Here is a 24,189-nt window from a genome sequence, read left to right on the forward strand (position 1 = left end):
TGCCCGGTCGAGATGACTGAAGCCGAAGCACTTTTCCCGCGGGAACTGACCGAGCTGGCCGACGAGGTCCGTCGTGTCCCGCCGCCACCCATGCCAGAGGTGCCCGCACCGTACGCATTTCGCCTGGTCGATCCGGATGCTGACGCCGAGTTGATCGCCGAATGGATGAGCCGGCCGCACCTGGTCGAAACGTGGGCGTCCGCATGGCCGGCGTCGCGATGGCAACGGTACCTGCGCGCGCAACTCGATGGCAGCTATTCGCGGCCGTTCGTCGGCAGCGTGAAAGGACAAGATCACGGATACCTCGAGTTATACCGGGCCGCAAAGGATTCCGTCACCAGCCGATATGAATGCCATCCCTACGATCTTGGTATCCGCGCCGCCGCCGCCGATCCGGCCATCGTCGGGCGAGGAACCGCTCAGTTCCTGTTGCCGCATTTCGTGGCCAGCGTGTTCAATGCCGAACCGCAGTGTCGCCGCATCTTTTTCGATCCGGACCACCGCAACAACGGTGCGCGTCGATTCTGTGAGCTCGGTGGTTGCGTCTTTCTCTGCGAATGCGATGTGGCGAATCGACGGTTGGCGCTCTACGTGCTACCCCGCACGCTCGACGACGTGCCTCGCCTTCGCGGGGCCTGATCAGTAGTCGTACTGCGCGAGCGGGGTTTCACCGGTCTTTCGAGTCCCATCGGGTGACCCGGTGAGCGACACCGCGGCCGGGACCATCTCACTGGTTACCAGCCCATGCCGCGTCGTCAGCTCATCGACGATGTCGAAACTGCGCGCGATGGCCTCGGGCGTATCGACGATGATCGTGGTCACCGGAACCCTGCGCGCCAGCTGAAATAGCTTGTCCCCGTGCGGCTTATGGTCGCCGTGAAAGCCCCAGATGCCGCGCAGCGCGGTAGCGCCCCGAGCCGTTTGGGACTGCATCAGTTGTTGGACGAGCGCGCGGTGGATCGGCAGTCCCTCGTGATGGGTTGCCTCGGCGGTATGCACCATCAGCTTCTGCCAGAGGGTGCGTCCCTGGTCATCTGTCTGCGGCAACTGTTGGGGTCGGGCCAGCAGGTCGCCTTCGCGCTTGCACAGCCGCACCCGTTCGACGGTCAGCAGCGGATTGGGCAGCTGTGTGGCGAGTTCCCGCGCGGCATCGGCGACCTGTGCGGGCGTTCCGATCGCGATGATCATCAGCGGAACATCGACGTTGCGGGCAAAGAACCGGGCCCGGCAGCGCCGACCGTAGGCCGTGCCGTCAACGCCGAGCAGCACGGTGGCACCCGCAAATCCACGTCGATGCAACAGCTCGCAGATGGCGTAGTGGGCAGGCGCGCCGGTGACCCGCACCTGGCGGCCGGCGTAGACGGTGAGCTTGGCGGCATCGCCGGTTCGGCTGTCGATGCTACCGACTGTCTCGGCGCCACTGTGTCGGGTGAGAAATCGTGCCCGTTCCAGGGTCACCAGTCCGCGGTCGGTGATCGCGGTGACGTCGTCGACCAGGCGGCGGATCTTCGACTCCACGTCGACGGCGGCGACGGTCACCGGCGGGTCCTCGGACAGGCTCAGCGATTGGTCGCAGCGAAACTCGTGCTTGGGCCCGAAACTGGTGGTCCCGCGCAGCATCACACTGGTGGCGACGTTATGGGAGCCGAACAGATCCAACATCGCGTCGGCCAGAAATCCCCCGGCCGTGCCGACCCCGCGTTGCCGCTCGCCGAAATACGCGGTCAGCTTCAAGCATTGCTCGTTCATATCTGCTCCGCGATCCACTGCCCGAGTAGTGCCGCGGCGAGACCGAGCACAACGCTGACGACGATATTGGCCATCGCCGAAACCAGCTGGCGGTCCTCGGTCAACCGTTGGGTTTCCAGCATCCAGGTGGAAAAGGTGGTGTAGGCGCCGACGAACGCGGTGCCGGCCAGCAAGGCTACGTCTTTCGGCAACGCCAGGCCGGCGAGGAACCCCAGCAGCGCGGCTCCGGTGATGTTCACCGTGAGTGTGCCGTAGGGAAATGCCCGGGCCGCTCGGCGGGCCACCGAGCGATCGATGAGAAAACGCAACACCGACCCAATGCCGCCGATGAGCATCACGCCGATCCAGACTGCGACCGTCATGGCCGTCACCGATGTCATCCGCGTACCCGCACCCGGCGTACCACGATCGTGGCCAGGTGTACCGCCAGCAACCCGAGGGTGATGCTGACGACGGTGTAGGCGGTGGCCAAACCCCAATGGCCGTGTTCGATCATCTTGATGGTCTCGACCTGCATCGTCGAGAAGGTGGTCAGTCCGCCGCACAATCCGGTGCCGAGCAGCGGGCGTCGATAACTCGACAGCGGCAATCGCTCCAACAGCCGGGTGGTGAAGTAACCCACCAGAAAGGCGCCCACGATGTTGACCGTGAAGGTCGGCCAGGGCCAGCGAGCCGGGTCGGATTTGGCGAGCGCGCCCAGCGCCACCCGGGCGAGAGCACCCAACGCTCCGCCGGCGAAAACCGCGGCCAACTCCCGATAGTCGTGGTTCGCCACTCGTCGGTTCCCTTCGCTGTGCCATTGGTGCGCTTTCGCAGCGTAGGGCGAGACCGGCGAGTGGGGGAAGCCGCAGCGGTGGTAGGTGGGCAGAATTGGTAGCCATGGTGGCCAACCCGCGAGCCGGTCAGCCGGCCCAGCCCGAGGACCTCGTCGACCTGCCCCACTTGGTGACCGCGTACTACTCGATCGAACCCGACCCCGACGACGTCGATCATCAGGTGGCTTTCGGCACCTCAGGACACCGGGGTTCGGCGCTGACCGGAGCGTTCAACGAGGCACACATTCTGGCCATCACCCAGGCCATCGTCGAGTACCGCGCCGCTTCGGGCACCACCGGGCCGCTGTTCATCGGCCGTGACACGCATGGCCTTTCCGAACCGGCATGGGTGTCGGCGTTGGAGGTACTCGCCGCCAATCAGGTGGTGGCCGTGGTCGACTCCCGCGATCGCTACACGCCGACGCCGGCGATCAGCCACGCCATCCTGACCCACAACCGCGGCCGGACCGAGGCATTGGCCGACGGGATCGTCGTGACGCCGTCGCACAACCCGCCGTCCGACGGCGGCTTCAAGTACAACCCGCCCAACGGCGGCCCGGCCGACACCACCGCGACCAACGCAATAGCCAAGCGCGCCAACGAGATTCTGCGCAGTGGGTCGGGGGTGAAGCGGGTACCTTTTGCGCGCGCGATGCAGGCGATTCAGCGCCACGACTACCTGGGCAACTATGTCGACGACCTGCCGAACGTGGTCGATGTGGCCGCCATTCGCGAGGCCGGGGTGCGGATCGGCGCCGACCCGCTCGGCGGGGCCAGCGTGGATTACTGGGCCGAGATCGCGCACCGGCATGGCCTGGACCTGAGGGTGGTCAATCCGCTGGTCGACGCCACGTGGCGGTTCATGACGTTGGACACCGACGGCAAAATCCGGATGGACTGCAGCTCACCGGACGCGATGGCTGGGCTCATCCGAACGATGTTCGCCAACCCGGACCACTACCAGATCGCCACCGGCAACGACGCCGACGCCGACCGGCACGGCATCGTCACCCCCGACGCAGGGCTGCTGAACCCGAACCACTATCTGGCCGTGGCCATCGACTATCTCTACACCCACCGCCCGTCCTGGCCGGCCGGCATCGCCGTCGGCAAGACGGCGGTCAGCTCGTCGATCATCGACCGGGTGGTCGCCGGCGCCGGCCGTCCGCTCATCGAGGTGCCGGTCGGGTTCAAATGGTTCGTCGACGGTCTGATCGGTGCCACCCTCGGCTTCGGCGGCGAGGAGTCGGCGGGGGCATCGTTTCTGCGGCGGGATGGATCGGTGTGGACCACCGACAAGGACGGCATCATCATGGCGTTGCTGGCCGCCGAGATCCTGGCCGTCACCGGCAGCACGCCGTCGCAGCGATATCACGCGCTGGCCGGCGAATACGGGGCGCCGGCCTATGCGCGGGTGGACGCGCCCGCCGACCGGGAGCAGAAGGCCCGGCTGGCCAAGCTGTCGGCCGAGCAGGTCAGCGCCACCGAGCTGGCGGGTGAGCCGATCACCGCCAAGCTGACGACCGCGCCCGGTAACGGCGCGCCGCTGGGTGGGCTCAAGGTGACGACGGCCAACGCGTGGTTTGCCGCGCGGCCGTCGGGCACCGAGGATGTCTATAAGATCTATGCAGAGTCCTTCCGCGGACCGCTGCATCTGGCCGAGGTCCAACAAACCGCGCGGGAGTTGGTCAATCAGGTCATCGAGTGAGCGGGCTTGAGCAGGGACTTTGAACGCATCTGGACAGTGGTGTAGCTTCGATGGGCACCACTACATGGGGCTATGGCGCAGCTGGTAGCGCACCACACTGGCAGTGTGGGGGTCAGGGGTTCGAGTCCCCTTAGCTCCACTCGTATAACTGCATTCACCGCATGAATGCACGGCTCATGGATGCAGGCTCCACTGACCGTAATCCTGGGCAAGGACGTCGTTGACGTCGACTTCGTGTCCCCCGACGACTGGGCCTGGATTCGACGCCGTACTCACCACGCGTTGGTAGAGAACTGCGGCGGGGTCGATCCGACCGTGCGACCAGGCCTTGGTCTGCCACGCCCACCGGTGGCCGGGGGTGCGCGAACTTCCGATAACACCGGCGGCGGCCGCCCACTGGCACACATCGATACCGCCGTAGACGCCGGTGCGTTGCACTCCCAACACCGAATTGATTCCGCGAAACCACTTCAACGCCAGGGTGTTCCAGGTCTCGTGGTTTATGTCTTCGTCGATGGTAAAGAAGATTGGGGCACTATGACCGCCACCCGCTGCGGTATGCAACTTCCAGGCGGTGCGAGCGTCGGCGACGCCGCCGTTGAACCCGCGCTTGAAGTCCGATGATGCTGTCCCGCCTGGCTTGCCGTATTGGTAGTTGCTGACGATCATCAGCCCGGCTGCTTTCAGTTGGTCGGCGTAGGGCCGGGTGATCGGTTTGGCGCCAAAGGACGCACCGGGCCGCGACAGCGAGACGTAGTTGATGACGCCGGAATAGCCAGCAGCTCGAATGTGCTCCGCTGGAATTTGGCTCTGGGCGAAGTCGATCAGTTTGGGAGTCGCAGCAGCCGCCGCTGGGGCGGCGGCAGACGCCATAGCCGATGCCGCAGACAACGCTGGCATTGCGGACACAGCGATGGTGTAGCGCAATACGTCACGCCGGGAAATTGGGCGCGACCGCCGGAGGTTTAGACACGCCGACATGTCCATCGCGTGATGTTAACAATGTGACTGCTGTGAAAAGATGGTGTGTTTAAGCTGATATCAAATCGGGTCCGTGTCGTTCACCGGACAGAGTCAGTGGGCTAACTCGCGGACCCAAGGGCTGAGCAAATAGCTCGCGAAGAGTCGGCCTGGCCGTTCGCGACGCCAACTATGGGACGACGAACCAAACCGCGACGTAGTGGCTCACCGCCGCAGCTGCGGTGAAGGCGTGAAAAAACTCGTGATAGCCGAACGTGTGCGGCCACGGGTTCGGCCAGCGAACGCCGTAGAGGATGGCGCCGATGTTATAGAGGACGCCGCCTAGGACGAGCAGGCCGACGACCATCGGGCCCCCGCCGTCGAGCAGGCTGCCGGCGAAGGAGATCGCCACCCAGCCTAGTAAGAGGTACAGCGGTATGCCGACCCATCGCGGGGCGGACGGCCACCACATCTTGAGTGCCACCCCGGCCAGCGCGCCGGACCACACGATCGTCAGCACTTCTGCTCCGGTGCGCTGCGGCATCGCCAAGAGCGCGAAGGGAGTGTAACTGCCGGCAATGAACACGAAGATCGCCGAGTGATCGAGCCGCTTCATCCACTTCAGCGCAACCGGATTGTGCCAGTGCTTGCGGTGATAAATGGCGCTGACGCTGAACATCGCGACAATGGTGACGGTGTAGATCACCGACGCCAGGACCGCTTTCCGCGACGACGCGATCCCTGCAACCGACACCAGTGCCAATCCGCCCATGGTGGCGGTGACCGCCGAACAGAGGTGGATCCAGCCGCGAGCACGTGGCTTCCCGATGAGGTCGGCAACGGTGTCGGCCAGTCCCTGGGGCAGGTCGTCCACGACTGGGGCCACCGGCTCGCGGACCGAAGTAGCTTCCGTCGGGTCTGGCCGGCGGGATATCACTTTGTACTCGTCGCTGATGAGCGCGTTCAACGTGTCTCCCTGTTCGGGCGAGCCGATGACGGCGCGCGACTGAGCGCGACTGAGCCTACCTCCCTCGGCGGGCCGCCCCGGCAGCTCCCAAACCGCTGACCACAGCTCTGACGACAACCCTGACGACAGTCGCTCCCCGCGCTGGGCCGGCGACACCGCCTCATCGGTCCTATTCCGACTGCTCAAAGGGTCCGCCTGGTCCTGGCAGCGTCGGGGTCAGGGGGTTCGAGCCAGCTCCACCAGGCGAGACACGGTCCTGAGCAGCCTATTCTGAGCCGCTTATGGTTCGGAGGACGGCGCGGAGTCGGCGCCCCAGGTCCCCGGCATCATCGGCAGGTGCGGGCCGCCGCCGAATGCATCGTCGGCCAGTGTGGTCAGGCCCGCCGCCGCGGTGGTGGTCTGCTTGCGTGCGGTTCCGGCATAGCCCAGGGTGCGCGCGCCCCGATCCGAGGTGAGGAGTGCGACCCGGTGCTCGTCCGACGAACCGTTCGGGTCTTGGTCGGTATCGGGCTCTAGGTCCGCGTATTCGTAACCGCGGCTGATCATTTTGAGCTTGGTCGCCCGGCGCCGCTGCGATCGGGCTGGTTGCTGGGCCGCCGCCGCGGCCGCCGGGGCCTCGGCGCGATCGGGCTCCGGCGCCTTCTTTCGGGCGCTGGTGCCGGCCGCCTTCCGGGCGGTCGAGGGCAAGCCGCCCGCCAGGTAGGCGTGGCTTTCCATACCCACACCGGTCACCGAGGGTGGTGCGGTGCTCGGCGGCGGTGGTGGCCCGGGGGCGGGGGCCGGCGCGGTCGCGGTCGCGGGAGTCGGCGGCGGAGTTGGGGTGGCGGTGGGGGCCGGGGGCGGGGGCGGAGCAAGCGCCGCGACGGGCGTCGGGACGGGCAGCGCGGGTGGCGGGCCGACCAGGCCCGCCAGCCCCGCCAAGCCCGCGAGGCCGCCAACCGCACCCACGGGGGCGAGGGCCAACGGCACCAACGGGACGGTCAGCAGGGGCAACACGCTCGTGAGCAGCACGATGGTCTGCTCGAGCAGAGTCCTCAGCAGCGCGATGGTGTCGGTGATGATCGTGCCGATGGCTTCGACGGTGGTGAACATCAGCGTGAAAGCGATGGTCGCGGGATTGCCCGTGGCAAACGCCGCGGCCAGGTCCGCCGCGATAAACGCGAAGGTTTGGGACAGGAAAGCGACATAGGAGCCGATGTCCATCGGGTAGCCGAGGGCGAACGCGATGTTGAGCGGGCTAAAGAAGGACAGCGGATTGCCGAGCAGGAGCAGGTACGGATTTATTCCGGAGAACATCGTTTGGAAGAAGGGGATGTTCGCCAGCCAGGTTATGAAGGGTTGGATGACGTTGTTGTAGAAGGCGGTGTACCCGATCTGCTGCAGCCATTGCATGATCTGGTTCTGCCCGTCGGGGATTGGCGGTAACGACCCGTCGGCAGCGGCCGGCAGCGCGTCGGCTTCCACAATCTGCGGCGCCGGCGAGGTCTGCGGTGCGTCGGCCACCGCCGCCATCGAGACCTCTTGGTAGCTGCCCATCACCGTGGCCGCCTCAATCCACATCCGCGTGTAGTCGGACTCGTTGACCGTGATCGGGATGGTGTTGATGCCAAAGAAATTCGTCGCCACCAGCACCACGTGCGTGGCGTGGTTGTCGGCCAGCTCGGCCAGGGTCGGCATGGCCGCCAGTGCGCTGGTGTAGGCGGTGGCCGCGGTGTCCTGTTGGGCGGCCATGGCCGCGCTGTCGGCGCTGGCTTGTATCAGCCACACCAGATACGGCGCATGGGCGGCCACATACGCTTGCGCGCTCGGGCCGTCCCAGGTCCCGCCCCGCACCGCCGCCAACAGCTCGGCGAGTTCCTCGGCCGTCTCGGCGTAGGCGGTGCTCAGCAAGCGCCATGTTGTCCCGGAGGCCAGCAACGGGCCCGGGCCCGGGCCGCTGCTCAGCAGCGCCGAGTGCACCTCCGGTGGTGAGCCCATCCAGATCGGGGCGGTCATCGGCCCACCGCGTCAGCCATGACGAAAACCCTTGCCGGCGCGGTCCAGGGCGTCCGGATCCAGCCCGAGATAGCGGGCCCGCAACCGGTCCCACAGTTCCAGCTGTCCCCAGGCGGGCCGCTCGCGGATCTGTTGATCGTTGGTCAAAAACGGGTTCGGCAGCAGTAGCGTCATCATTTGTTCGTCGCGCCCGTTGTAGAGGCGCACGCCCCACGACGTCGGGCACCCGTCTGCGCCGATCCGGCGGTACAGCTCGGCGCGCGAACATCTGCGGATTCGGCCCAGCTCGGGTCCGCTCAGCTTGTGGTCGCCGATACATAAGTGAAAATGCCAGCGGCCGAAATCGACGGTGGCGTAGCCGTCGTGCATCGAGATGCGCTTGGGCCGGTTTGGTGCCGCCACTTCCCAGGCCGCGCCCTCCACGATGATCCCGAACCAGATCTCGTCCCAGTACTCGTCAAAGCACAGATGGATCAGGTCGAGCAGGCTTCGTTGGTCGGCGGGCAACGGCCAGCAGTGCTCGCGGCCGCCGTCTTCGGTATCGACGATGGCCGGGTTGGTGACGGTCACGGCGCCACCTTTCTGTGCTGGCGGGGCCTTGCGGGACACCCAACGACGCCACGGCGATCCGTTGGCCCCAGTCAGGATCCCGGCGGTAACAGAGCATCGTACGTCGGGCAGTACGTCCGAACCGAGATGGTCACGTAGGCGGTCGTCTTCTCGCCCAGTGCCGGGCTGCTATTCCGCAACGCCTCGACCACCTGCTGCACGGTCATGCCGCTAGAGAGATTGGTGCACACCATCTTGCCGTTGTAGACGGCGGCATCGGGGTTGGTGAACCCGATGCCGCGATCATGCAGGCTGTCAAGAAAGACGCCATCCCGCTCTGGGTTTTGCGAGGTGGACGGCGGCGCAGCGGGGGGCGCCGACTGCGTCGGCGGGACGGCGGAACGGGTCGCCGTGGGCCGCACGGTGGGCGGCGTCGCGGCGTCGGGCTGGTCGGTGTTCCGGTTTGCGAACGCGTACCGCCCCAAGACGATGGCCGCCGCCAACCCGACACCGACCATCAGCAGTGCTGCCGCACTTCCCCACACGGTGAGCCAGGATTGGTATTCGGCGGCTTGCGCGGTTTCGGCTTCCTCGCTTTCGTCGGCCGCGCCAACGTCTGACTCATCGGAGTAGGCAGTCGGAACCTCGGGCGCGGCGAAGGTTTGGTTGCTCGCGGTTTCAGGTTCCACACTGGTTGTCGGAGCCGCTGCGGTCTCGGTCGAGGGTTCGTCCCGCATGGGTAGATTGTCCCATCGCGCTATTGCGGGCCGTCCGCAACCAGTCTGGCGATGGCATCGGCGAGTTCATCGGTGCTCATCGGGGCACCGGTGACAAGCGCGTGCAGCGTGGCGCCGTCGAAAAACACCGTGACGGCGGTGGCGGCGCGTCGACCGATACGCGGTTCCAACAACGCGAGCAGACCGTCCGGCCACAGCCGGGCCAGCCGCTGCAACTCCGGTCGATGGGTGGCCGCCATGTACAACTCGTTGAGCGTGCGGTGCCGATCCGGGTCGGCCAGGTACACGGCGGTGAGCCGGGCCAGCGTGGCGGCCAGGTCGGGGTCTTTGTCGAGGTCGCGGCGCCACTGCTCCAACAGGTCGGCCGAGGCGGTCGCCGCATGTGCGAGCGCGGCTTCCCGCAGCGCGTCGAGGTCGCTGAAGTAGTAGGTGGTCGACCCGACCGGTACATCCGCCTCCGCGGCGACCCGGCGGTGGGTCAGCCCACCGAGGCCTCGGCGGGCGATCACGCGTCCGGCCGCCTCCACGATCGCTAGCCGGCGACCTGCGGGGTCGCGCGGACGGCGGTCCGAGCGTGCGGTCAATGGGCGCCGGCCAGATTCAATGTGACCACGCCGACGACAATCAGGCCGACGCCGACGACCTTGGTCACAGATATCGGCGAGCCGAGGAACAGCACGGCGATGAGCACAATGGCGGCCGTGCCGATCGCCGACCACAGCGCATAGGCCACGTCGGTCTGCATGCCGCGCGATATCGACAGGGCCAGCAGCGCGAAAGCGATGGAATAACCCACCAGACAGCCCACCGTGGGCCACAGCCGAGTGAAGCCTTCCGTGCTCTTGAGCAGGCTGGTCGCCACCACCTCCGCGAAGATCGCGCACAAGAGGTACAGATAGATCAAGACGCCTCCTTTGTGTACAAAAGTACATGTACAAATGTACATGAGCGAGTGTCACCGCAACGCGGCGAGGAAATCAGGCCGAACGGGCGGCTGTCGGCCTTAGCGTTGTGTTGTGATGAAGGATCTCAACCGCCGCCTGGCCCGGCATGCGCCCGCTGTGCTCAGCCTGTTCCGATTGGTCTACGGACTGCTCTTTGCCGGATATGGCTCGATGCTCCTCTTCGGCTGGCCAGTGCCCGCGCAGCGTCCCGTCGAGTTCGCATCCTGGCCAGGCTGGTATGCCGGGGTGATCGAGTTGGTGACGGGTCTGCTGATCGCAACGGGGTTGTACACTCGCGCCGCGGCGTTCGTTGCCTCGGGCGAAATGGCCGTCGCCTACTTCTGGATGCATCAACCGCACGCGCTGTGGCCGATCGGTCCTCCACCGGGTGGCAACGGCGGAACCCCGGCGATACTCTTCTGCTTCGGGTTTTTCCTATTGGTCTTCGCGGGCGGGGGGACCTACTCGATCGACGCCCGGCGCAGGGCTAGCGCTGCAGGCCAATAAGGCCGCTAGGCCGCGGCGAGACGTCAGGGCCCGGTGTCATAGGTTCGTTCGAACCCGTGGATCTGGCAGCGCACAAACTGATTGAGGCAATACATTCCGACATGAGCCGGGTCGGTCGGTGGGCGGTTTCTGTCGCGCGGATCCAGCGTCAGTGCCGGAATGAGCGCAATGAAATCATCGATTATCGGCGGTGCGGTATCTGGGTCTAATGGGTCAGCGCGGGCAACGCCGGTGCCACCCACCAGGGCCAGCACGCCCAGCAAACCGGCAATGAGTCCCGCAGCGAACCTGTGTCGTTTCATTGGTCGCCCTGTTCAGCCGTCTGCCCCGAAGTCATTGCCAGACCTCAAGCCTACTCGGTCGGCACACCCTGCCTCGCACTTGTCGCAAACCAGCTACGAACGCACAACAACTTCAAACGGGGCGACCGGCGAAAGCCGTGAGCCGAGTGCGGCAACGCATACCGTTTGGGCTGTGATGCGGATTTCCGCGGTCGTTCGTCGTGCTGCGGTTCTCGCCTGGTGCCTCGTCATATCGGTGACGGCGCCCTCGGCAAATGCTGAACCCGACGCTGACCCCCCTCCCGGTGCGGCGCCACCGGGCGACGGGCTATTGCCCCCCGGCGCACCGGCGCGGGTGAACACCCCGGACGGCTGGATCCTGGCCCTCGGCGCGAAGGACGAGAGGCAAGTTCCTGTGCCGCCGTTGACCACCGCGGTGTCCTCGCGCGAATACCTCTCAAGCGGAACATTCGTCGGCTCGCTGGCCGGACCGGAAACGCCGCGAGGTGTCCTCGAGGTGGGTTACGAAATCGGCTGCGGAATCGACATGAGCACATCCAACGGCATCATTACGGCGAATAGCGCCGGGGTCAGCCCCACCATCGGCGCCGAGATACCACTGGCCGGTGCGCCACCGGTTCTGCTTCCGCTGGTTTCGGCGCAATACAACGGCGTGGTCAGCGTGGGGCTCAAGCCCGGCCTGATAATCGTGGTGCCGGTGGTCAGGAAACAGTTCAGGGGTGCGGATCCCTGGGTCATGATCAACGACTTCCATGTCAAGATCGACGGGTGCGTGGGGCAGTCGTTCATCCGCTCCTATGCGACGCTGACCCGAGTGACCGATCAATCCGACGTGGTGCTGTCCTACGTCGGCGTCACCAAATCCGTCTGATCGTGGTCTGGCTGATCGGGCGCCGCGACGGAAGCCGAAGCCGGTGCGTCCCATCGTCGTTGCAGCTTTCGCTCTGCGGCTGTTGGAATCAGGCCGGCGGGCGCGAACAACCTCGATGGCACCGGGTCATCCTCCGTCAACGGTATGCCGTTGCCACGAATTGCCTTGAGCGCAACCATGGCTCCGGCGACAACCACGATGACGACGACCATCACAAAGACGATTGACAGGGTGCCCTGGACGAAAGTATTCCTGATGACGTCATTGACCTCATCGGCGTTGGTAGCCGAGCCGAAAACGGTCTTGCCCGCTTGTTTGGCTGCCACGTACTGAGCATGCTGAGTCCAGTAGCCGACGGCGGGATCAGCGGAGAAGATCTTCTGCCACGACGCGGTCAAGGTGACGGCCAGATCCCACAGCAGCGGAATACCCGGTATCCAAGCCCATTTCAGGCGACCCTTCTTGATGACGATGACGGTGATGACCGTCAGAGCGATTCCGGCGAGCAACTGGTTGGCGATGCCGAACAGAGGAAAAAGTGTGTTGATGCCGCCCAGCGGGTCGGTCACACCGAGCAGCAGGATGCCGCCCCACGCCGCGACCACTACCAGGCTGCATGCCCAAACACCTGGACGCCAGCTCGGATTCCGCAGTCTGCGCAGCGCAGGGCCCAAGTTGCCCAGCGCATCGGAGACCATGAAGCGCGCGGCCCTGGTGCCGGCGTCGACGGTGGTGAGGATGAACAGCGCCTCGAACATGATCGCGAAGTGGTACCAGAACGCCTTGAGGCCCGCACCGCCGAACACTCTTTGCAGCATCTCCGACATGCCGAACGCCAGCGTCGGCGCGCCGCCGGTCCGCGACACGATCGTCTGTTCGCCCACGCTGGCGGCGGCCTGGTTGATCTGGTCTGGGGTCACCGGGTCGCCCGTCAAGCCCAGCCCGTTGACATAGGCGGCGGCGGTGGCGGCGGTGTCGTGAGTACGCGCCGACGGCGCGTTGAGGGTGAAGTACAGGTGCTGGTCGAGGATCGCCGCGGTGAGCAGCGCGATTACGGCGACGAACGACTCGGTGATCATGCCGCCGTAGCCGATCAGGCGCATCTGGCCTTCCTTCTCCAGCATCTTCGGCGTCGTTCCCGAGGAGATGAGCGCGTGGAATCCAGACAGCGCCCCACACGCGATGGTGATGAACAGGAATGGAAACAGTGAGCCGGCGAACACCGGCCCGTCGCCGCGGCCGGCGAACGTCGATATCGCGGGCGCCTCGATGATCGGGTGGGCGGCGCACACACCGATCGCCAGCAGCGTGATGGTGCCGACCTTCATGAACGTCGACAGGTAGTCGCGCGGGGCGAGCAACAGCCACACCGGCAGCACCGATGCCGCGAAGCCGTAGCTGATCAGAAGCCAGCACAGTGTCACCGGAGACAGGCTGAACCACGCCGCGCCCCAGGACGTATGGGCGACCCAATCACCGGAGACAACGGCGAGCAGCAGCAGCCCCACCCCGATCAGTGAGACTTCCGACACCCGTCCGGGGCGCAGGAACCGCAGGTAACAGCCCATGAAGAGGGCGATGGGGATGGTCATGGCGATCGAAAACACACCCCATGGGCTTTTTGCCAGGGCCCGCACGACAACGAGCGCCAGTACCGCGATCAGGATTGTGATGATGACCGGGATGCCGATGAGAGCGGCCACTCCGGCGGCCGCGCCGAGTTCGTCGCGAACCATCTGACCCAGGGAGCGGCCACGGCGCCGGGCGGAGATCCACAACACCAGGTAGTCCTGGACGCATCCGGCAAGCACGGCACCGACGACGATCCAGATGCTGCTGGGCAGGTAACCCATCTGGGTGGCCAGGACCGGTCCGACCAGCGGCCCGGCTCCGGCGATCGCGGCGAAGTGGTGGCCGAACACCACCCGCCGGTCGGTCGGCACGTAGTCGGTACCGTCGTCGAGGATTTCAGCCGGGGTGGCGTGATCGTCGCGGGGGCGGACGATCTTCATTTCGATCAGCCGCGCATAGAACCGGAACCCGATGATGTAGGTGCAGCCCGCGGCGACGACGATCCAGACCGCGTTGACCGGCTCTCCGCGGGCGAACGCGACGATCGCCCAAGCGATGGCGCCGACCACCGCGATGGCCGCAAAGAAGATCTTGTGCCGACGGGTGATGGGGGATTGGTCGATGATCGCGACGGGTGGCAGCTCGGCGTCGGTGCGGATATAGCTGACGTCTCCGTCGCGCTCTTGTAGGCGCTCGTGCACGGCGAAAACCCTACGCGAGCTCGAATGTTGGCGACCGATTAGTACAGCGCGCGCACGGCATCGATGGTGTCCGCTTCGGCCGGGCCTTTGTCGTCGCGGTAGCGCACCACCCGGGCGAACCGCAGCGCCAGCCCGCCCGGGTAGCGCGGCGAGGCCTGCACCCCGTCGATGGCCACCTCGACCACCTGCTCGGGTCGCAACCGGACGACATAATCGTCGGTGCTGCCGACGGCAAGCTCACTGAACCGGATGGTCTGCCAGTCCAGCATGGCGTCGGTCATCCCTTTGAAGGTTTTGCCCACCATGACGAATCCGCCGCTGGCCGGATCCCGCGCGCCCAGGTGAATATTGGAGAGTTTTCCGCGCCGGCGCCCCGAGCCCCACTCCACCGCGAGCACCACCAGGTCGAGGGTGTGCACCGGTTTGACCTTCAGCCAGCCCGCTCCGCGGCGACCGGCAAGGTAGGGCGCGGCCGGTGACTTGGCCATCACCCCCTCGTGGCCGGCGGCCAGCGTGGCGTCCAGGAAGCCGGCGGCGGCCGTTGGATCGGACGTAACCAACCGATCCACCCGGTGTTGGGCCGGCACCAGCGCGTCCAGGGCATCCAGTCGCTCGGTGGTCGGCGCGTCGAGCAAGTCGGTGCCGTCACGATGCAGAATGTCGAAGAAGAACACCGAAAGAGGCTCGGCCATCTGGGCCGAAAGGGCCCCGGCAACATCGACCGATCGGCCGAACCGTGATGCGGTGACCTGGAATCGCTGCGGCCGATTGTCCGGGCGCAGCGCGATGGCCTCACCGTCGGCCACCAGGTCTCGCACCGGCAGTGCCAGCGTCGCATCCACCACCTCGGGCAGCCGGGCAGTCACGTCGTCCAGGCTGCGGGTGTAGATCCGGACCCGATCGCCTGCACGGTGGATCTGCACTCGCACCCCGTCTAGTTTGGCCTCGAAAATTGTTGTGCCGCCGTGACGTTCGAGGGCATCGGTGACGCTGGTCGCGGTCTGTGCCAGCATCGGCCCGACCGGCCTGCCTACCCGTAGGGTGAAGGTGTCCAGCGTCGCGCCGGACAGACCGGCGGCCGCCACTGCCGGCAGATCGCCGCCCAGCATCGCGGCGCGTTGGACCGCTGCAGCCGGGAGCCCGGCGGCTTGGGCGACCGCGTCGGCCATGATCCCGCCAAGTGCGCCCTGGCGCAGTTCACCGCCGAGCAGCCGCAGCAGAAAGGTTTGCTCGGCTTCGGTTGCGGCGGAGAACAATTCCGCGACGAGTGTGGCGCGCCGCGCCTGAGACCCTTTGCCCGATGCGGCGCCGATCTGGGAGAAGGTCGCATCGACACCAGCGACGGTCAGCGCCGGATGCGGCGCGGGCGGCGGTAGCGACCGCAATGCCGCCCACCCGACACCGATATGGCGTTGCGGCAGCTCGCCGGAGAGCCACGACACGATGATCGCGACCAGCCGTGTATCGGGCGCGGCGCGGCGTAACAGGTCGGCGATGCGCGCGACCTTGGCCAGCCGGGACGAGGTGGCGGCCACGTCCACAGACGTGGTCGCCACCTCGAGAAGGAGCACGGTTCAGCTTGGCATGGCTCGCCGACATCGTTGGCGACGGGCGCGCTAGCGTGCAAGCAAAGATGGTAGAGGTTGCCAACGGGAGGTCCGAATGGAGATAGGCGGGAAGAAGGTTGTCGTTATCGGCGGCGCGTCGGGGATGGGTCGTGCCACCGCCGAACTGCTGGCCGAACGTGGCGCGCGGGTTGCCGTGCTCGATCGTGAGGGTTCCGACGGCCAGGCCGTCGCCGATGGCCTAAGTGGTGGGGGCGGCGCGTTCTATCCGGTCGACGTCACCGACTTCACCGGCACCGAGGAAGCGTTGCGGACCGCGGTCGAGCACCTCGGTGGTCTACACGTTGCGGTGACCACCGCCGGCGGCGGCATCGCCAAGCGGACGATGACCAAGTCGGGTCCCCACGATCTCGAATCATTCCGATCCGTGGTGGATCTCAATCTCATTGCCACGTTCAACATCAGTCGGCTGGCCGCGGCGCACATGAGCACGAACGAACCCGAGGATCCCGAAACAACGGGCGAGCGGGGCGTCATCATCAACACCGCGTCGATCGCCGCGTTCGAGGGTCAGATCGGGCAGGTCGCCTACACCGCCGCCAAGGCTGGAATCGCGGGCGTGTGCTTGACGATGGCACGCGACCTCGGGTCGCTGGGGATCCGGGTGCTGGCAATCGCCCCGAGCCTCTTCCTGACCGGGCTGACCGCGATGGTGCCCGATGAGATGGCGGCCGCGCTGACCCGCGATGCGGCGTTCCCCAAGCGGATGGGCCGGCCCGTTGAGTACGCCAAGCTGGTGGCGGCCATTGTCGACAACCCGATGCTCAACGGCCAGTGCCTGCGGCTGGACGCGGGACAGCGCTTCGCGCCCAAGTAGCCACCCCCGGGCCGCGCCCGACTCAATTAGTATACTCTTTATGGAGAACGGCCCGGCGACCGTACGGGCTGGCAGCGCGCGAGGAGGCCCTGATGGGTATTGCACTGACCGACGACCATCGTGAACTCGCCGAGGTGGCCCGCGCGTTCTTGACTTCGCAGAAGGCGCGCTGGGCGGCGCGGTCACTGCTCGATGCGTCGGCCGAGGCCCGCCCGCCCTTCTGGCAGAACCTGGTCGAGCTGGGCTGGCTCGGTCTGCACATCGACGAAGAACACGGCGGCTCTGGTTACGGGCTGCCCGAACTCGTGGTGGTGATCGAAGAGCTCGGCCGCGCGGTCGCGCCGGGGCCGTTCGTGCCGACCGTGATCGCTTCTGCGGTGATCGCCAATGAGGCCACCGATGAGCAAAAAGCCCGGCTACTGCCGGGGTTGATCGACGGAACCGTGACGGCCGGCGTCGGCCTGGACGGGCAGGTGCGGGTCACCGACGGGGTCGCCGAGGGTGAGGCGGGAATCGTACTGGGCGCCGAGCTCGCCGAGCTGCTGCTGGTCGCCGCCGGTGACGACGTGCTGATGCTGGAACGCGACCGCGAGGGCGTGTCGGTTGAGGTGCCGAAAAACTTTGATCCGACCCGGCGGTCCGGACGTGTGCTCCTGCACAACGTGCGGGTCACGGCCGACGACATCCTGACCGGTGCGCGCGACTCGGCCTTGGCCCGCGCGCGAACGTTGCTGGCCGCCGAGGCCGTAGGCGGCGCGGCCGACTGCGTCGACACCGCGGTCGCCTATGCCAAGGTGCGCCAGCAGTTCGGCCGCACCATCGCCACTTTCCAAGCGGTGAAACATCATTGCGCGAACATGTTGGTTGCCGCTGAGTCGGCGATTGTCGCGGTCTGGGACGCCTCGCGCGCGGCAACAGAGGATGAGGAGCAGTTCCGGCTGACCGCCGCAGTTGCGGCGGCGCTGGCGTTTCCGGCGTATGCGCGCAATGCCGAGCTGAATATTCAGGTGCACGGCGGTATTGGCTTCACCTGGGAGCACGACGCGCATCTGCATTTGCGCCGCGCGTTGGTGCTCGCGGGATTGTTCGGTGGCGACGCACCGGCCCGAGACGTTTTCGACCGCACCGCGGCCGGTGTTACCCGGGCAAGCAGCCTGGACCTGCCCGCGGAGGCCGAGCAGTTGCGCACTCGCATTCGTTCCGACGCCGCCGAGATCGCCGCCCTGGACGAGGATGCACAGCGCGAGAAGCTGATCGAGACCGGCTACGTGATGCCGCACTGGCCGAAGCCGTGGGGTCGTGCCGCCGACGCGGTGGAGCAGCTAGTGATCGAGGAAGAGTTCCAGGCGGCGGGCATCAAGCGCCCGGACTACGCGATCACCGGGTGGGTGATCCTGACCCTGATCCAGCACGGAACGGCTTGGCAGATTGAGAGATTCGTCGAAAAGGCACTGCGTCAGGAGGAGATCTGGTGCCAGCTGTTCTCCGAACCCGAGGCTGGTTCTGATGCGGCCTCGGTCAAAACCCGCGCCACCCGGGTGGACGGGGGATACAAGATCAACGGGCAGAAGGTGTGGACCAGCATGGCGCAGCATTGCGCGCGTGGCCTGGCCACCGTGCGCACCGACCCGGCTGCCCCCAAGCACGCCGGCATCACCACGGTGATCATCGATATGAAGGCCCCCGGAGTCGAGGTCCGGCCCCTGCGCCAGATCACCGGCAGCTCGGAGTTCAACGAGGTGTTCTTCAACGACGTGTTCGTCCCCGACGAGGACGTCGTCGGAGACCCGAACTCCGGGTGGACGGTGGCTCGGGCGACGCTGGGCAACGAACGGGTCAGCATTGGCGGCAGCGGGTCGTACTACGAGGGAATGGCGGCGACATTGGTGAAGCTGGTGGCTGAGCGGGCAGGCGCAGTGGCGGGTGCCCCAATCCGGGTCGGCGCATATCTCGCCGAGGACCGCGCGCTGCGGTTGCTGAACCTGCGCCGCGCCGCTCGTAGCGTGGAAGGAGCGGGCCCCGGTCCGGAGGGCAATGTCACCAAACTCAAGCTTGCCGAGCACATGATCGAGGGAGCCGCCATCTCGGCGGCACTGCTGGGGCCCGAGATCTCGCTGCGGGACGGACCCGGCGCCCTCGTCGGCCGATTGGTGATGGGCGCGCGTGGCATGGCGATCGCCGGCGGCACCTCGGAGGTGACCCGCAACCAGATTGCCGAGCGGATCCTGGGCATGCCGCGCGACCCTCTGATCAATTAAAGCGGTTGCGCGAGCAGACGCAGAATCGCATCAAAATCTGTGATTTTGGGCGATTCTGCGTCTGCTCGCGCCCACTAGATTGGTGCGAATAGTGGTGCGCCGCCACTGCCCTTCTCGGCTCGGATCTCGACCGGCATCCCACAGGCCACTGAATCAGGTTCGCAGTCAATGATATTGGCAGCCACCCGCAGCCCGCCTTGTTCACTGAGTTCGACGATGGCGATCACATAGGGTGTCGGGACGTCGGGGTGGTATGGGTGGTAGTTGACCGTGTAGGTGAACACCGTGCCGTGTCCGGACACCCGCCGTGCCACCAGCGGGCCCCCGCAGCCGGGGCAGTCGCCGGCCGGGGGATGTACCCAGCGTGCGCAATGATCACAGTGCTCGATGAGCAGCTGGGCTGTCGGCTCGGCTGGCACGAACTAATACAGTACACTCTATTGGTTCGGTGCGTTTCGGCACGTTTGGACTACGGACGGTGCGGGTGAGGTATTTCGAGAAGGGCGCGATCCTGTCCGGCCTCGGCATCTCGCGAATCGGCCGTCGCACCGGCATTCCTGGGCTGGCGCTGACCATGCAGGCGGTGCGGGCCGCCATCGATGACGCCGGCTTGGTCCCCGCCGATATCGACGGCATCGCCACGCTGGGCGACACCCCCGCCGCCGAGGTCAACCGCGCGCTGCAGATCGACGCCGCGGACTGTGGCGCCGGATTCGCCAGCGGCGGGTTGCTGAGTCCGGTGATGTCGGCGTGCCGCGCGGTCGCCGAGCGACGCGCCCGGCATGTAGTGGTCTACCGGACCATCCAAATGCTGGGCGGCACGGTCCCCATATCGCCGCAACCAGAGGATGCGCCCGCCCCACCGCTCGCGCGGATGATGGAAGTGCCTCCGGACGCACCGCGCCCCCCGGTGGGGCCGATGGACGACATCACCGATCTGGTTGCGGCACATGCGTATTCTGCTGCCAACTGGCTGGCGCTGAACTGTCGTCGGCACATGGAGTTGTACGGAACCACTAAGGAGCAGTTAGGCTGGCTGGCCCTCAATGGCCGGCGCAACGCGGCGTTGAATCCCCTTGCGGTATACCGCGAACCGATGACGATGGCCGACTATCTGGGCGCACGGCTGGTGTCGACGCCGTTCGGGCTACTGGATTGCGATGTGCCCGTTGACGGATCGATTGCGGTGGTGGTTTCGGGCGCCCAGTACGCGCGCGACTGTCCACACCGCGCAGTGGCGGTGGAGGCGATCGGCGGGTCCGACGGTGCCGGTGGCTGGTTCCACCGCGATGACTATCCGAAGATGGCGTCGTCGGACGCCGCGGCGCAGATGTGGTCGCGCACCGAATTGAAGCCCGCCGACCTCGACCTCGCCCAGTTGTACGACGGTTTCACGTTCCTTGCCATCGCATGGTTGGAAGCCCTCGGAATATGCGATGACGGCGCGGCCGGCCCGTTCGTCGAGGGTGGTGGGCGGATCGCCCGCGACGGCGAACTGCCACTGAATACCTACGGTGGCCAACTCTCGGCCGGGCGCATGCACGGCTATTGGGCGCTACATGAGGGGTGCCTGCAACTGCGCGGTGAAGCGGGGGAGCGGCAAGTGTCGGACCGCCCGGAGGTCGGTGTGATCTCCGTGGGTGGCGGCCCGGTCGCGGGATGCATGTTGCTTACATGTTGAGGTCCCTCCAATGAGCACCGAGCCGGACACGATCGCGGACAAGCGTGCTTCCAAGATTGCCCGCCGCATCGAGGCTGACATCGTCCGCCGCGGCTGGCGGGTCGGAGAATCGCTGGGTTCGGAGAGTGCCCTGCAACAACGCTTTGGGGTGAGTCGATCGGTGCTGCGCGAGGCCATTCGCCTGGTTGAGCACCATCAGGTGGCCCGAATGCGTCGCGGACCCAACGGTGGGCTGTTTATCTGTGAGCCCGACGCCGGGCCCGCAACCCGCGCCGTCGTCATCTATCTCGAGTATCTGGGCACCACGATCGCTGACCTGCTCAACGCGCGTCTGGTGCTCGAGCCCTTGGCGGCCTCCCTGGCCGCGGAGCATATCGACGAAGCCGGCATCGAAAGGTTGCGAGCCGTTTTGCGCGCCGAGGAGCAGCGGCGCCCCGGTCTGCCGCCACCGCCCGAGGAGTTCCACGTCGTGCTCGCGGAGCAGTCCAAAAACCCTGTGCTACAACTGTTTATCGATGTCGTGATGAGGCTGACCAGGCGCTACGTCGCCGCATCACGGACCGACTCCGCCGATGAAGCGGTCGACCGAGTGCACAACGAACATTCGGATATTGTCGCGGCGGTCACCGCGGGTGATTCCGCGCGGGCCAAAACCCTAACCGAGCGACACGTTGAGGCGGTGACCGCCTGGCTGCAGCAGCACCGGCGCGACGATGCGGCGGCCCGAAGCGGGGGACGGGAGCCGCGCCGGGCGCAACGGCTCATCCTCGACGCGCCTCGCGGCAAGCTCGCTGAGGTGTTGGCCGCCACCATCGGCGACGATATCGCCGCCAGCGGCTGGCAGGTCGGGTCGGTCTTCGGGACGGAGACGGCGCTGCTGGAACGCTATCGAGTGAGCCGCGCGGTGCTTCGAGAAGCGGTGCGGCTGCTCGAGTATCACGCGATCGCGCATATGCGCCGCGGCCCCGGCGGCGGCTTGGTCGTCACCACACCCCAGGCGCAGGCCAGCATTGACACCATCGCGCTTTACCTGCAGTACCGCAAGCCGAGCCGCGAAGATTTGCGGTGCGTCCGGGATGCCATCGAGATCGACAATGTCGCAAAGGTTGTCAAACGCCGCAGCGAACCCGAGGTGGCGGCCTTCCTCGACACGCTGGGTCGGCCGAGGTTCGACGACGCTGCCGACGATGTGCGCACGGCCGCAGTGGAGGAGTTTCGGTTTCACGTTGGGTTGGCGCGACTGGCCGGCAATGCGCTGCTGGACCTGTTCCTCCGGATACTCGTCGAGTTGTTCCGCCGGCACCTGTCTAGCACCGAGCAGGCGCTGCCGACGTGGAGCGACGTCGTCGCCGTCGACCACGCCCACGCGCGGATCCTCGAGGCGATCGGCTCCGGCGACGACAGCCTGGCCCGCTTCCGCACCCGTCGCCATCTGGACGCCGCCGCTTCCTGGTGGCTGTAAGCACCGCATTCGGCATCAATGTTGGGCAATGTGCGCATATCGGGGGCCGGCACGGGGTATGCGGGTACTAACCGCGGCCGGTCCCGTGGCGGTGCCGGCGGAGTGACCAATTGCGGGAGCGGGCAGATGACCACGAGCACGGCAACCGAGCAACGAGACTTCCTACATTCCGCGGTGTTCTATCACTCCCAGCGGGAGTATCGGGACTTCGTGGTGCGCTTCGTGGTCGAGGGCTTGGCGATGGACGAACCGGTGCTGGTCGCGGTACCCGCCGCCAGGCTGGCTTCGCTGCTTGCGGATTTGCGTGACGCGTCCGCGGGGTCTACCGCCGAATTGCGGATGGCCGACATGACCGAGGTCGGCCGAAACCCGAGTCGGTTTCTGGCTATCGAAAGCTCCTTCGTCGCGAAGTACCCCGATCGACGGGTGCGGATTGTCAGCGAACTCGTCTGGCCCGGGCGCACCGCGGATGAGTGTCTGGCCTGCGTGCAGCATGAGGCGTTGGTGAACACGGCGTTGGCAAACCAGAGCGTGAGCGGGTTGTGCCTCTATGACGCAAGCCGGCTGGAGGAGGATGTTCTCGCGGCCGCCCGCAACACTCATCCCTTGTTGTGGAAGTGCGGTTCGGCCTACCGTAACTCGGAGTACGCGCCGGAGGACACGCTGGCGCGGTGCAACCAGCCGTTGCCCCCTAATGCGGGCGCCGTCACGTATACGGTGCGCAACAGCGCGGACCTGCGTCCCGCGCGGTCGTTCGCCGTCGACTACGCCGGCTGGGTTGGTCTATCGCGGGATGGCATCGAGAGTCTGCAGGTGATCGCCAACGAGCTGGCGACCAACAGCTTGCAGTACACCGGTGGCGCCTGCCGGCTGGCCTTTTGGCGGCACGATGATCATCTGGTCTGCGAGGCGCGCGACGGTGGATGCCTCGATGATCCATTGGCCGGACGCCGGCTGCCGGGCGCTGCCGGCAACGCCAGCCGCGGACTCTTTCTGGTCAACGCGATGGCCGATCTGGTACGCAGTCACACCACGGCAAGCGGCACGACCATCCAGGCATACGTTCGGCTTGATCGGTGGCATGGTCCGACCGGGTAGCTGGTCAGCATTCTGTTATGACGCCGCATCCGTCCGGGGGCGGGGGCGGGGGCGGCATCCCCGGGTCGGGCATCCACTCGGTGGCGCAGCCCGCTGCTAGCAGCGCGAATACCGCGGCCAGTACCGCGACCATTGTCTGAAACGCCCGCATTCCCTTGATTTTCGTCGCGCTCATCGATTGCGCCTTTCGTTGCTGGGCACCCGTAGTCGGTGCTTACCACACCGTCAATAGATGCTATCGCCATGGCTGAGTGCGCCGAGGCTTTTTGCACTTTGTGCGGCGAGGACGGCGAATGCGACCCGGTCCAGGTGCGCAGTCGCACGGCCTCGTTTGGACCCGATCGGCATTCCAAGGCCAGGCCTACCGCCTTAACTGCTGCTCCGGGACGGGTGGCGCGGGCATTTGGGTAGAGCAGCCCACCGCTATCAGTGCGAAAGCGGCGACTATTGTCGCGCCCAGCAATTGCACTGCCCGCATCCTTGTGTTGCGTTTCGCGACCATCGGTGCTGCCTTTCTTGCCTATTTGTCTTGCGTTGTTGTTTTTGCAATGACCGGCGTGTGCTGGCGGTATTGCCGTGATCGCGAGCGATGCATCGACTCGCAGCGTTGGACAAGCCCCATGCCGTTGACGCCGATGTGTAGGTCGTGGGAACGCACCGGCGAGGTGGCAGAGCTAACCGACGCTCGCGGGAACCACTGTCAAATCCGGCGGGGTCGACGGCACGTGCTGGGTGGCGCAGCCCGCTGCTAGCACCGCGAACACCGCGGCCAGTACCGCGACCATTGTCTGAAACGCCCGCATTCCCTTGCTATTCGTCGCGCTCATCGATTGCGCCTTTCGTTGCTGGGCACACCCGTAGTCGGTGCTTA

24 protein-coding genes, 1 tRNA gene and 1 pseudogene are annotated in these 24,189 nt (G+C 66.2%); 10 read left to right on the forward strand and 16 right to left on the reverse strand.

Annotation, left to right across the window (positions count from 1 at the left end):
• The first annotated feature begins 12 nt into the window (after positions 1-12).
• On the forward strand, positions 13-639 hold the full coding sequence (locus AADZ55_RS06735; protein ID WP_085323404.1) for a GNAT family N-acetyltransferase: 627 nt from the start codon (positions 13-15) through the stop codon (positions 637-639).
• Here AADZ55_RS06735 and AADZ55_RS06740 read toward each other — a convergent pair whose 3' ends face one another.
• From AADZ55_RS06740 to crcB (AADZ55_RS06750), 3 genes are read right to left on the reverse strand one after another with little or no spacing between them, the layout of a single operon-like run.
• Positions 640-1,749: a DUF190 domain-containing protein gene (locus tag AADZ55_RS06740; RefSeq protein ID WP_085323405.1), complete on the reverse strand. Its 1,110-nt coding sequence runs from the start codon at positions 1,747-1,749 to the stop codon at positions 640-642.
• Positions 1,746-2,129, reverse strand: coding sequence for a fluoride efflux transporter CrcB (gene crcB / locus AADZ55_RS06745; RefSeq protein WP_085323406.1), 384 nt, complete (start codon positions 2,127-2,129; stop codon positions 1,746-1,748). The genes AADZ55_RS06740 and crcB (AADZ55_RS06745) overlap by 4 nt, the downstream gene beginning before the upstream one ends.
• Positions 2,126-2,524: a fluoride efflux transporter CrcB gene (gene crcB / locus AADZ55_RS06750; RefSeq protein WP_085323407.1), complete on the reverse strand. Its 399-nt coding sequence runs from the start codon at positions 2,522-2,524 to the stop codon at positions 2,126-2,128. The genes crcB (AADZ55_RS06745) and crcB (AADZ55_RS06750) overlap by 4 nt, the downstream gene beginning before the upstream one ends.
• A gap of 104 nt (positions 2,525-2,628) precedes the next feature.
• Here crcB (AADZ55_RS06750) and pgm point away from each other — a divergent pair, with 104 nt between their 5' ends.
• Positions 2,629-4,272, forward strand: coding sequence for a phosphoglucomutase (alpha-D-glucose-1,6-bisphosphate-dependent) (pgm, locus tag AADZ55_RS06755; RefSeq protein WP_085323408.1), 1,644 nt, complete (start codon positions 2,629-2,631; stop codon positions 4,270-4,272).
• A gap of 66 nt (positions 4,273-4,338) precedes the next feature.
• Positions 4,339-4,411 (forward strand) — tRNA-Ala (locus AADZ55_RS06760).
• A 35-nt stretch (positions 4,412-4,446) separates the two neighbouring features.
• On the opposite strand, the gene AADZ55_RS06765 is transcribed toward AADZ55_RS06760, so the two are convergent.
• The 7 genes and pseudogenes from AADZ55_RS06765 to mmr form a co-directional block, all read right to left on the reverse strand.
• Complete coding sequence (locus tag AADZ55_RS06765) at positions 4,447-5,259, reverse strand: DUF1906 domain-containing protein (protein WP_085323409.1); 813 nt, start codon at positions 5,257-5,259, stop codon at positions 4,447-4,449.
• 163 nt (positions 5,260-5,422) lie between these two features.
• A complete protein-coding gene (gene trhA / locus AADZ55_RS06770) occupies positions 5,423-6,166 on the reverse strand; it encodes a PAQR family membrane homeostasis protein TrhA (RefSeq protein WP_165759326.1) in 744 nt (247 codons plus the stop codon).
• A 312-nt stretch (positions 6,167-6,478) separates the two neighbouring features.
• Positions 6,479-8,194: a PPE family protein gene (locus AADZ55_RS06775; protein WP_341286270.1), complete on the reverse strand. Its 1,716-nt coding sequence runs from the start codon at positions 8,192-8,194 to the stop codon at positions 6,479-6,481.
• A gap of 12 nt (positions 8,195-8,206) precedes the next feature.
• Positions 8,207-8,764 carry a DUF7676 family protein gene (locus tag AADZ55_RS06780; RefSeq protein ID WP_085326655.1) on the reverse strand — a complete coding sequence of 186 codons (558 nt, stop codon included), beginning with the start codon at positions 8,762-8,764 and terminating at the stop codon, positions 8,207-8,209.
• A 71-nt stretch (positions 8,765-8,835) separates the two neighbouring features.
• Entirely contained in the window at positions 8,836-9,480 is a 645-nt protein-coding gene (locus AADZ55_RS06785; RefSeq protein WP_207569135.1) for a DUF732 domain-containing protein, read from the reverse strand.
• A pseudogene (locus AADZ55_RS06790) lies at positions 9,422-10,064 on the reverse strand (TetR/AcrR family transcriptional regulator). Before AADZ55_RS06790 ends, AADZ55_RS06785 begins: the two are co-directional and overlap by 59 nt.
• Positions 10,061-10,384: a multidrug efflux SMR transporter Mmr gene (gene mmr / locus AADZ55_RS06795; protein ID WP_085326643.1), complete on the reverse strand. Its 324-nt coding sequence runs from the start codon at positions 10,382-10,384 to the stop codon at positions 10,061-10,063. Before mmr ends, AADZ55_RS06790 begins: the two are co-directional and overlap by 4 nt.
• Positions 10,385-10,496: 112 nt before the next feature.
• Between mmr and AADZ55_RS06800 the strand changes: the two genes are divergently transcribed.
• Positions 10,497-10,931 (forward strand): DoxX family protein, encoded by a 435-nt coding sequence (locus AADZ55_RS06800; RefSeq protein ID WP_085326642.1) that lies wholly within the window; start codon positions 10,497-10,499, stop codon positions 10,929-10,931.
• Positions 10,932-10,954: 23 nt separating this feature from the next.
• Here the strand turns inward: AADZ55_RS06800 and AADZ55_RS06805 are convergent, their stop codons facing one another.
• Positions 10,955-11,233: a hypothetical protein gene (locus tag AADZ55_RS06805; RefSeq protein WP_085326641.1), complete on the reverse strand. Its 279-nt coding sequence runs from the start codon at positions 11,231-11,233 to the stop codon at positions 10,955-10,957.
• 175 nt (positions 11,234-11,408) lie between these two features.
• On the opposite strand from AADZ55_RS06805, the gene AADZ55_RS06810 reads away from it, so the two are divergent.
• On the forward strand, positions 11,409-12,104 hold the full coding sequence (locus AADZ55_RS06810; RefSeq protein WP_085326640.1) for an MspA family porin: 696 nt from the start codon (positions 11,409-11,411) through the stop codon (positions 12,102-12,104).
• Here the strand turns inward: AADZ55_RS06810 and AADZ55_RS06815 are convergent.
• A complete protein-coding gene (locus tag AADZ55_RS06815) occupies positions 12,077-14,377 on the reverse strand; it encodes a carbon starvation CstA family protein (RefSeq protein ID WP_085326639.1) in 2,301 nt (766 codons plus the stop codon). The genes AADZ55_RS06810 and AADZ55_RS06815 overlap by 28 nt on opposite strands.
• 38 nt (positions 14,378-14,415) lie before the next feature.
• The gene (locus AADZ55_RS06820) at positions 14,416-15,948 is read right to left on the reverse strand and encodes an ATP-dependent DNA ligase (RefSeq protein ID WP_085326638.1); all 1,533 of its coding nucleotides are present in this window, start codon (positions 15,946-15,948) and stop codon (positions 14,416-14,418) included.
• A 91-nt stretch (positions 15,949-16,039) separates the two neighbouring features.
• Between AADZ55_RS06820 and AADZ55_RS06825 the strand changes: the two genes are divergently transcribed.
• Both AADZ55_RS06825 and AADZ55_RS06830 read left to right on the forward strand, forming a co-directional pair.
• Complete coding sequence (locus AADZ55_RS06825; protein WP_085326637.1) at positions 16,040-16,819, forward strand: SDR family NAD(P)-dependent oxidoreductase; 780 nt, start codon at positions 16,040-16,042, stop codon at positions 16,817-16,819.
• Positions 16,820-16,911: 92 nt separating this feature from the next.
• On the forward strand, positions 16,912-19,077 hold the full coding sequence (locus AADZ55_RS06830) for an acyl-CoA dehydrogenase (RefSeq protein WP_085326636.1): 2,166 nt from the start codon (positions 16,912-16,914) through the stop codon (positions 19,075-19,077).
• 74 nt (positions 19,078-19,151) lie between these two features.
• Here AADZ55_RS06830 and AADZ55_RS06835 read toward each other — a convergent pair whose 3' ends face one another.
• Positions 19,152-19,496 (reverse strand): Zn-ribbon domain-containing OB-fold protein, encoded by a 345-nt coding sequence (locus tag AADZ55_RS06835; protein WP_085326635.1) that lies wholly within the window; start codon positions 19,494-19,496, stop codon positions 19,152-19,154.
• A 65-nt stretch (positions 19,497-19,561) separates the two neighbouring features.
• Here AADZ55_RS06835 and AADZ55_RS06840 point away from each other — a divergent pair, with 65 nt between their 5' ends.
• From AADZ55_RS06840 to AADZ55_RS06850, 3 genes are all read left to right on the forward strand, one after another.
• On the forward strand, positions 19,562-20,758 hold the full coding sequence (locus AADZ55_RS06840; protein ID WP_085326653.1) for a thiolase family protein: 1,197 nt from the start codon (positions 19,562-19,564) through the stop codon (positions 20,756-20,758).
• Positions 20,759-20,768: 10 nt separating this feature from the next.
• On the forward strand, positions 20,769-22,220 hold the full coding sequence (locus AADZ55_RS06845; protein WP_085326634.1) for a FadR/GntR family transcriptional regulator: 1,452 nt from the start codon (positions 20,769-20,771) through the stop codon (positions 22,218-22,220).
• A 126-nt stretch (positions 22,221-22,346) separates the two neighbouring features.
• Positions 22,347-23,318 carry a sensor histidine kinase gene (locus tag AADZ55_RS06850; protein WP_085326633.1) on the forward strand — a complete coding sequence of 324 codons (972 nt, stop codon included), beginning with the start codon at positions 22,347-22,349 and terminating at the stop codon, positions 23,316-23,318.
• A 4-nt stretch (positions 23,319-23,322) separates the two neighbouring features.
• Here the strand turns inward: AADZ55_RS06850 and AADZ55_RS06855 are convergent, their stop codons facing one another.
• Together AADZ55_RS06855 and AADZ55_RS06860 are read right to left on the reverse strand one after the other, a co-directional pair.
• Positions 23,323-23,493 carry a hypothetical protein gene (locus AADZ55_RS06855; protein ID WP_165759440.1) on the reverse strand — a complete coding sequence of 57 codons (171 nt, stop codon included), beginning with the start codon at positions 23,491-23,493 and terminating at the stop codon, positions 23,323-23,325.
• A 499-nt stretch (positions 23,494-23,992) separates the two neighbouring features.
• Entirely contained in the window at positions 23,993-24,145 is a 153-nt protein-coding gene (locus AADZ55_RS06860; RefSeq protein ID WP_165759439.1) for a hypothetical protein, read from the reverse strand.
• Positions 24,146-24,189: the final 44 nt, after the last annotated feature.

The sequence above is a fragment of the Mycobacterium decipiens genome (assembly GCF_963853665.1).
Taxonomy (GTDB): domain Bacteria; phylum Actinomycetota; class Actinomycetes; order Mycobacteriales; family Mycobacteriaceae; genus Mycobacterium; species Mycobacterium decipiens.